At 47.3% G+C, this 8,890-nt stretch carries 5 protein-coding genes; 4 read left to right on the top strand and 1 reads right to left on the bottom strand.

The window, feature by feature from the left end; all coding sequences use genetic code 11:
* The first annotated feature begins 131 nt into the window (after nucleotides 1–131).
* Nucleotides 132–581: a YaiI/YqxD family protein gene (locus V4C51_RS16075; protein ID WP_330927199.1), complete on the top strand. Its 450-nt coding sequence runs from the start codon at nucleotides 132–134 to the stop codon at nucleotides 579–581.
* 405 nt (nucleotides 582–986) lie between these two features.
* Nucleotides 987–1,961 carry a YbgA family protein gene (locus V4C51_RS16070; RefSeq protein WP_330927198.1) on the top strand — a complete coding sequence of 325 codons (975 nt, stop codon included), beginning with the start codon at nucleotides 987–989 and terminating at the stop codon, nucleotides 1,959–1,961.
* Between the two features lie 245 nt (nucleotides 1,962–2,206).
* Here the strand turns inward: V4C51_RS16070 and recD2 are convergent, their stop codons facing one another.
* The gene (gene recD2, locus V4C51_RS16065) at nucleotides 2,207–4,438 is read right to left on the bottom strand and encodes an SF1B family DNA helicase RecD2 (RefSeq protein ID WP_330927197.1); all 2,232 of its coding nucleotides are present in this window, start codon (nucleotides 4,436–4,438) and stop codon (nucleotides 2,207–2,209) included.
* A gap of 678 nt (nucleotides 4,439–5,116) precedes the next feature.
* On the opposite strand from recD2, the gene nhaC reads away from it, so the two are divergent.
* Nucleotides 5,117–6,547, top strand: coding sequence for a Na+/H+ antiporter NhaC (gene nhaC / locus V4C51_RS16060; RefSeq protein WP_330927196.1), 1,431 nt, complete (start codon nucleotides 5,117–5,119; stop codon nucleotides 6,545–6,547).
* Nucleotides 6,548–6,991: 444 nt separating this feature from the next.
* A complete protein-coding gene (locus V4C51_RS16055; protein ID WP_330927195.1) occupies nucleotides 6,992–8,428 on the top strand; it encodes a hypothetical protein in 1,437 nt (478 codons plus the stop codon).
* Nucleotides 8,429–8,890: the final 462 nt, after the last annotated feature.

Below are 8,890 nucleotides of genomic sequence, written 5' to 3'. Positions count from 1 at the left end.
TTGCTTAAATAGGTCAACTATTCGCACAAATTGATCGAAAATTCTGACTCGCCCTACTGAATTTTATGCTCGAAAGCATAAGTCCGACAGGCTCCTGGCTTGTTGAATAGTTACCAGGAGCGAAACGAAATATGAAGTTATGGGTTGATGCTGATGCCTGCCCTGTCGTTATCAAAAACATTTTATTCCGTGCGGCAGACCGTCTACAGGTGATGGTAACGCTCGTGGCTAACCAGCCGGTAAGTGTGCCGCCATCACCATTTATTCGGATGTTACAGGTAGCTTCAGGGTTTGATAAAGCAGACAATGAAATTGTTAAACGGGCGTCAGCCGGTGATGTGGTGATTACCGGTGATATCCCGTTAGCGGCAGAAGTGATGGAAAAAGGAGCAACAGCCCTAAGCCCTCGTGGCGAGTTATATTCGCCGGAAACTATCCAGGCCAAGCTCACCATGAGAGATTTTATGGAAACATTACGGGCCAGTGGGATTCAGTCAGGCGGGCCATCCGCGTTAAGCCACAGTGACCGTCAGCAGTTTGCTAACCATCTCGATCGGCTGCTAGGAGCCTGTCGGACTTAAGGTGATTTCGGCCTGAAATCCACAAAGAGCGGCCATATTTTCCGATGAATTTGCTTAAATAGGTCAACTATTCGCACAAATTGATCGAAAATTCTGACTCGCCCTACTGAATGTCATGCTCGAAAGCTTAAGCCCGACAGCCTCCTAGCCCGGATATTTCATAAACATGCTCCTGGCCTTGCTTGCTCCTTGCGGCTCTAAGGGAGTTTATGAAATATCCGGGCTAGCAAAAAACAACGAATACCTGACATACGGCCTGTTATGTTCCCCAATGCTCTGGCATAAAAGGGATTCAATGCCTGGAACAACAAACATTTTGTCGACAAAGATTGTGGAAAGCATTTCCTGGTGGTCATAAAGTATCCGCCAGGTAAACTTTTATCAGAATAATAAGGAGGTTTTTTTATGGCAATAGTTGATATTCCCAAGCCAGAGAAAAAAATACCCATCGGTATCAGCGCGTGCCTGATGGGACACAAGGTTCGCTACAACGGCGGTCATAAACGTTCTTCATTGTGTATGAACACCCTGGCTGATTACTTTGATTTAACCCCCGTTTGTCCTGAGGTGGGCATTGGCCTGGGCACCCCCAGAGAACCCATCAGACTGGTGGGTTCAGAGCATGACTATGCCGTTGTGGGCACCGATACAAAAGAACTGGATGTCACAGAACAGCTCAGGGATTACGGTATTAATACGGCCAGGGAGATGACCTCCATCAGCGGCTATATTTTAATGCAGAAATCACCGAGTTGTGGCATGGCGCGGGTAAAAATTTATCATCCCAATGGAAACCCCAGTGGCTTCAGTGGCAGTGGTCTATTTGCTAAAGGACTCATGGAAACGAATCCATTACTGCCCGTTGAAGAGGAAGGACGTTTACATGACCCGGTATTAAAAGAAAATTTTTTTACCCGGATTTATGCCTTTCATCGCTGGCAAACAACAGTACAGGACGCTGTTTCCTACGAGGCTATCGGTGCTTTTCATGCCGCCTACAAATACACGCTGATGGCCCACAACCCGCAAAATTATACTGAGCTCGGAAGGCTGGTTGCCAAGGGGCGAAAGGTAGCGCTGGCTGAGCTACAAGATGCCTATATTACTATTTTTATGAAAACACTGGCTCGCAGGGCTACGCGAAAAAGTCATACCAATGTGATGCTTCACTTACTGGGGTATATCAAGCAAACGGTAGCCAGTGAAGACCGGCAACAGATTCTCAAGCTCATTGAGGAATACCGCCAGGGCATAGTGCCTTTAGTGGTTCCCCTGACCTTGCTTCGGCATTTTCTGGACATCCATGGCTCTGATTATGTCAAGAATCAAGCCTATCTGAAGCCTTACCCCGAACAATTAGGACTTCGCAATCTGATTTAACGCACTTGGAGCCTGTCGGACTTAAGACAATCCCGGCCTAAAATCCAGGAAGTGCGAGAAAGCGCGAGAAAGCGCGGGAAAGCGCGGGAAAGCGCAGCCAGAATTTCCGATCAATTTGCTTAAATAGGCCAGCTATTCGCACCAATTGATCGAAAATTCTGACTCGCCCTACTGAATTTTATGCTCGAAAGCATAAGTCCGACAGGCTCCTTGGGCCCAGTGATTATTGCCCTTTGGATAAACGACTACAACAAAGTCTGTTGATTCCCGGACACCCCCCTGAGCCGGGCAGACAGGTGGGTAATCCGCCGGGCGGATTTCACATTACGAACGGCCATGCCAACAGCTTTCGCCTGACCGATGAGCACCACTAACTGCTTACCGCGGGTTACACCCGTGTAGAGCAGGTTACGCTCCAACAAGGTAAAGTGCTGCATGGCCATTGGGATCACGACGCAGGGATATTCGGAACCCTGACTTTTATGGATCGTTATCCCATAAGCCAGGGAGAGCTCATCCAGTTCATTGACCTGATAATTCACCCTGCGCCCGTCAAAGGCAATCATCAACTCACCTTCTTCCATATCAATACTGCTGACTGTGCCAATATCACCATTAAAGACGTCTTTGTCGTAGTTATTGACCGTTTGAATCACTTTATCGCCCGGGGCAAAAGTCCAGCCAAAGCGGGTGACCTTAGGGTGGGCATCCCCATTAAGGGCTGCCTGAAGGGCAACGTTCAGACTTCGCGCACCGAGTCCACCGCGATTCATCGGTGCCAGCACCTGAATATCTTTTACCGGGTCAAAGCCAAACTTCTCGGGCAAACGCTGGGTGACCACGGTCATTAATTTATTGAACAGCGCTTCAGGATCATCACCTGTGATGTAATAAAAGTCGGTATTCTCCCCCTGCGCACTTTTACGTGGAACCTGACCACGGTTAATGGCATGGGCACCGGTGATAATGTGTGACGTTGCCGCCTGACGGAAAATCTCTGTCAGCCGTGAGACGGGCACTTCGCCGGAATCAATCAAATCACTTAACACCGCTCCCGGCCCGACAGAGGGTAGCTGGTCTACGTCGCCCACTAAAAATACTGCCCCATTGTCGGGTACCGCACGCAGTAGCTGATTCATCAGCACGACATCCACCATGGAGGATTCATCCACGACCAGCAGGTCTGTTGCCAGCGGATTATCCCCATTGCGTTTAAAATCAAACCGTGACGGATCAAACTCTAACAAACGGTGAATGGTTGTCGCTTCCTGCCCGGTGGATTCTGATAACCGTTTAGCCGCACGCCCCGTGGGCGCGCAAAGAGTAACATGCGCCCCCTTGGCCATAATGATTTTCAAAATACTGTTAACCACAGTAGTTTTACCCACGCCGGGGCCGCCGGTAATAATACAGAATTTCTTTTGTACAGATTGGGCTACCGCTGATTTTTGGGACGCCGATAGCTCAATAGCTGCTTGCTCTTCAACCCAGGGAATGGCCTTGTCAAGATCAATGCCTGACCAACGAGTAGTGCCTGTTAACAAGCGTTTAACATGATGAGCCACACCCACTTCAGCACGGTGCAATGGCGTAAGAAAAACACAAGGCTCATCGTCAATGGTTTCCGGTGTCAAGCGGGTTTCATCCACTTCTGCCTGGATGGCTTGCTTGATGGTATCCTCAGGAATGCCCAACAGGTTAACCGCTGTGTCCACTAATACCTGAAACTTCTGGGCACAATGACCTTCACCGGAAAATTCCTGCAATACATGACGGACACCGGCCTGCGCACGAATTAACGACAACCGGTCAATGCCCAACCGCATGGCTAACTGGTCGGCGGTTTTAAAACCAATGCCGTGAATGTCCAGTGCCAGTCGGTACGGATTCTCCCGCACCTTAGCGACAGACTCATCCCCGTAGGTTTTATAAATCCTTACAGCGCGGGCTGTCCCTACCCCGTGAGACTGCAAAAACACCATAATCTCACGGATGACTTTCTGCTCAGACCAGGCAGAGGTGATTGTCTCCCGCCGCTTTTTGCCAATACCATCGAGTTCCATCAACCGCTCAGGCGTTGCTTCGATAATATCAAAGACCTTTTCACCAAAGGCTTTAACCAACCGTTTGGCAAAATGCGGGCCAATGCCTTTTACCATTCCAGAGCCAAGGTACTTCTCAATGCCTTCAATCGTAGTAGGCGTGACTGTCTTGATCCGCTGAACTTTAAACTGCACACCATGCTTGACATCGTTAAACCAGATCCCTGTGGTTTCAACATACTCACCGGCAGTAATAGACGGGGTGTTCCCCGTCATCGTCACCAGTTCCCGCTGCCCTTTGCACTTCACACGGATCACAAAAAAGCCGGACTGTTCACTGTGAAAAGTGACACGCTCCACGGCACCTTCGAGGCGAATCACAGGCTGATGATCAGTCGCCGTTTTATCTGCGGAGGGTGGTCGGGTTGAATACATCGGGTTTTTCTTCAAGGGCCAATTCATTATGTCATGATGATACTAAAAAGCCAGGGAGAACCACACCCTGGAAACCTGAGTTTGACAAGCTCCTGGCCATTGTGACTCCTGTAATAAAAGTACAGGTTTTTACCCGCGTCGTATAACCACTTCAAGGAGAATTATACAAAGCAATAGACGATGTTTTTTCACTGCCCTAAAAAACATACACTGTTGTACAAGTTAGCTGACTGATTCATGGTGTTCTATGCTATTACTTGAATACATTTTAAACACTCAGATCTGATCAGCCCGCTTTTTTGTCTGCTATAGAGAACGTTAACTCAGAATCTGCGTTACTGAAAAATGTTTTTGCTTATTAGCCAGGCGCCTGTCGGACTTAAGAGAATTTCGGCCTGAAATCCAGAAAATACGAGAAAGTGCGAGAAAGTGCGAGAAAGTACGAGAAAGTACGAGAAAGCGCGGCCAGAATTTCCGGTCAATTTGCTTAAACAGGTCAACTATTCGCGCAAATTGATCGAAAATTCTGACTCGCCCTACTGAATTTTATGCTCGAAAGCATAAGTCCGACAGGCGCCTGGCACTTATGGAAATCCACCATTTATTGGCACCTTCGCCCATAAAAGGTCTGACAAGGATAATTCGTTTATTACAATTCTTGAGTAGGAAGTAAAGAGTGTGCCTGATCAACAATCTCAAAAAATTCTCCTTCAGACCCCTTCGTTCATCCATGCCTTTTGTACCATGGCAATTATCATTGTTACCATCAGTGGCGGACTTTTCTTTCTTCATACCAGCTTGCACAGTTTATTGTTGATTTGCATTCTCGTCGCCTCCACCAGTGCCCGGATGCTGGGCTATGACTACACGACTATCCGTCAAGCCATGCACAGTGGTATCAGCTCCGCGCTAACAGCCATTTATATTTTTATTTTGATTGGTGTGCTCATTGCCGCTTTCATTGCCAGCGGCACCATTTCTACGCTGATTTACTACGGGATTTCACTTCTCCATCCCGCCATACTATTGCCCGCGTCTTTAGTGCTATGCAGTTTTATGTCCATTGCCACAGGCACCAGCTGGGGAACGGTAGGAACTATTGGTGTTGTTTTGATGGGCATCAGTACAACACTGGGAATACCCGCTCCCCTTATGGCGGGGGTTATTGTTTCTGGCGCCTGCTTTGGCGATAAAATGTCCATTGTGTCTGACACCACCAACCTCGCCGCGATGGCTGCAAAAACGCAGCTCGATCGCCATATCAGGAGCATGACCTATACGACTGCTCCCACTTACCTGTTGACGTTGGTCATCTTCACTGTCGTAGGGACTAAATTCGCCTGTGAACCTTTGCCTGTCAGCGCACTTAACACGATTCAGGGCGCTATCGCGCAGCATTTCAACCTAAGCCCTATTACCCTGTTACCTATTGTCCTGATGCTGGGTTTAAGTGTTGCCCGTATACCCGCGGAGCCTGCTTTACTGACATCATCCATCACCGCAGTCGTCATTGCTGTTTTTTTACAAGATCAAACGCTGCCGTCAGTACTCACCACTTTATACGATGGCAATAAAACGCATACCGGAATTGCCAGCGTTGACCATGTTCTGGACCGGGGGGGCATTGCCTCCATGATGTGGACGCTGTCACTCTCTTTAATGGCGCTGGCTTTAGGGGGTATTCTTGAACGCTGCCAGTTTCTTTACATATTGATCTCTGTGCTGGTTAAGCAGATAAAACGAAAAGCAACCCTGATCTTCGTTACACTCACTGGCTGCTTTTTTGGTAATGTAACCATGGGCGAAGCCTACATGTCGATTATTCTTGGAGGGCAACTTTTCGGTGAGGCTTACGACCAAAAAAACATTGCCAGATTCGTCTTATCCCGTTCTTTAGAAGAAGGCGCTACTTTAACAACAGCTTTGATTCCCTGGACAACGGGCGGCGCTTTTTTTGCGTCAACACTTGGGGTTAAGGTATTGGATTTCGCACCCTGGGCTTTGCTTAACTGGCTTAACTTTATTATCTCTGTTGTATTTGCCTATCTTGGTATTGCATTGTTTACCACCAACACTAAACACTATCAGGTGGAAGCTCAAACCGGTTAAGCACGCTCTTTAAAAAGCGCTCATGAAAAAGTGCTCATGATCTTTTGTGAACAGCGTAAAACAGGCAGCGGTTTCAGCGCATAAAAGATTGTCAATAATTTCCCGGGAGCCTGTCGGACTTATGCTTTCGAGCATAAAATTCTGGCCGCGCTTTCTCGCGCTTTCTGGATTTTAGGCCGAAATTGTCTTAAGTCCGACAGGCTCCTAGTATTGGTATTTGAGGTATCTATAAACTACTATCTTACGCACAGTCAAATCGACTTTGGCAACCATGCTTCTTTATTGGAAAACCGAAAGCTGAACCCCGGTAACTAAAACAGGATCACCTGTGAACTTTTCTTAACTGAAATAAAGAGGCCGGTTGTACCAAATCTTAACTCTGAAAATTTAATTGCTGATGACCTTTGTGTCTCTAATAGTAAGTATTGCATAGAGAAAGATAATATGAAGTATTTTTCCCCCCTGGCTCTGCTTGTTTTTTTATTCCAGTCGCTGACATGGTCAGTTTATGCCAGTAATGACGCGCCATCCGTCAAAGGCTGGCCTGCCGGTATAACCACCATGGGTTCCATTGCTGAAGGTTCGCAAAATACGTTCAGTTATCAACACCTTCTTTCCCGCAGCCTTCCCGGTAAAACCGAAGCTATCTTTACTTATGCCCTGGGCGGCGGCGGAGATACGTATAGCCTGAGGGTGCACGCCAAACCTACAAAATCGCAAAACCTGATCAAACTGGCCCGGTTGTTGGAAGCAAAGGGCGACAACGTTAGCATTATGCCCGTTGTTGTGGTCTACACCTCCGGCGCGAGTAGTTCCACAGATGCCATGAATACCGACTTTGGCCTGAGTACCAAACCAGAATACGCGAAAAACCTGCAGCACCGGCTTGCCAATTTAATCATTATCGCAAATTACCTTCAGAGCCAAAAAGATGATACTCACCCGATTCCCGCCACACTGATCATCAACCCCGATTTTCTGGGTGAGATTCATAAAATCGCCAAAGGCGTCGAATGGGCACCTTTTAACCTGAAAACCATGAAGCTGAAACTTCGTACCGCCATTGTCAGGGCCTACAAAGATGCAAACGTGCCTGTGCCCACCGACATTCCGGCAGAATTTACTAATCAGGCGGGTATCAACGCTTATATGGATGCCATTGGCTGGATCATAAAAACCCAGGCCCCTGATGTCCCTTTCGGGTGGATGGATAATATCTGGGCCGGTGATCCCCAGGGTCATAAATGGATTCATCATCCCGACCAACTGGTAGCGCATGTTGACGCCGAAGCTAAATTCCTTGAGGGATTGCATTTATACGATCTGAATAATCCATGGAGGCCGGACTTCATTGCTTTTGACAAATACGAACGTGACAATTTAGGTGCCATACCAAATAATCTCAATAATGGCTATACCTATAACATACCTGCATGGAATACCTATTTTAATTTTATTGCCGGTGTGAGCCAGAAACTGACTAATATACCGGTTTTGCTTTTCCAGTTACCCGGAGGCCATATCCAGATTCCCAGTGATATTGACGCGCGCGCAGATCATGGTTCCACCGCCCCGGTCTATCTGTTTGGCGACAAGGCATTGGAGGAGAATTTAACTAATGTTAAACCCTATATTACCAAATTGACCTTTGCCAACCCCAAGGTGGATTATAACTTCAATGCCAGCAAAGTGGTTTCCTATCTCAAAGAGGGTGATGCCAATTGGCAGCAAGGACATCTGGATGTTTTAAAGAAGAGTAATATTTTTGGTATTTTGTGGGGTGGTGGCAGCACCACAAGCATTGTTGGACTCGATGCCGCTCGTGACGACAGTGGTTGGCTGTACAATAGAGTGAAGGCTTATTATCAGTCAGTCCAGTAAATCAGCAAAAAGCATCATTCGATGCGGCTAATTAGATTGAGCGGCACTGGCATGTGTCGCCCAGGCTCCGCAAAAAAGTGTATTCATTCTTATACCAGTGACCTTTTCTAATACAGTTATAAGTATGGCAACCAGAACATCAGAACAATAGACATGACGAATAAAACCTGATTGTGGGGCGTTTTAATACAGTACTTTCGTTCATATTTTAATGTGGTAGTGGCGCCAAGAACCTGTCGGACTTATGCTTTCGAGCATAAAATTCTGGTCGCGCTTTCTCGCGCTTTCTCGCACTTTCTCGCACTTTCTCGCACTTTCTCGCACTTTCTGGATTTTAGGCCGAAATTGTCTTAAGTCCGACAGGCTCCTAGGAGCCTGACCGAGAATAGCGCCCGTAGCGAGGATGGCAGAAAATTGAGGATAAAAAGTCGGAAATTTTTAGTGAATAGTGGTTCTATTTGC

Source organism: Candidatus Sororendozoicomonas aggregata (assembly GCF_031528575.1).
Classification (GTDB): domain Bacteria; phylum Pseudomonadota; class Gammaproteobacteria; order Pseudomonadales; family Endozoicomonadaceae; genus Endonucleibacter; species Endonucleibacter aggregata.
Note: the sequence above shows the minus strand (reverse complement) of the source record. Positions and strands in the feature narration are given on the sequence as shown.